Source organism: Pseudomonas sp. SIMBA_067 (assembly GCF_046534675.1).
Lineage (GTDB): Bacteria > Pseudomonadota > Gammaproteobacteria > Pseudomonadales > Pseudomonadaceae > Aquipseudomonas > Aquipseudomonas putida.
On sequence record NZ_JAWRYH010000997.1, the window covers coordinates 1 to 249 of the forward strand.

A 249-nucleotide genomic window follows, 5' to 3' on the forward strand; every position below is an offset into this window, starting at 1 on the left:
GCATTAGCAACCCCCGGCAGGTCGGTGTCATGGATGAACGGCAGGGCACTGTCGCCAGCGTTGTACTGGTAACCGAGGCGCAACGTCTGCGCCCGCAGGTTGGCACTGAGCATGGCCGAGGTCATGCGGCTGTCCAGAGTGCCGGCCTTCTCGCTACCAGACTCGCCAGTGTCGAGGTAGTTGAGGGTGCCAGACAGGTTCCAGTCACCTGCCTTGAAGCCTTGGGTAGCGGTGTACAGCGTCTGCTGG

At 62.7% G+C, this 249-nt stretch carries 1 protein-coding gene; it reads right to left on the minus strand.

The annotated features are described in order from the left end of the window. Positions 1–249: OprD family outer membrane porin (locus SB765_RS32210; RefSeq protein ID WP_410932839.1), on the minus strand; the 249-nt coding region annotated here is incomplete at both ends.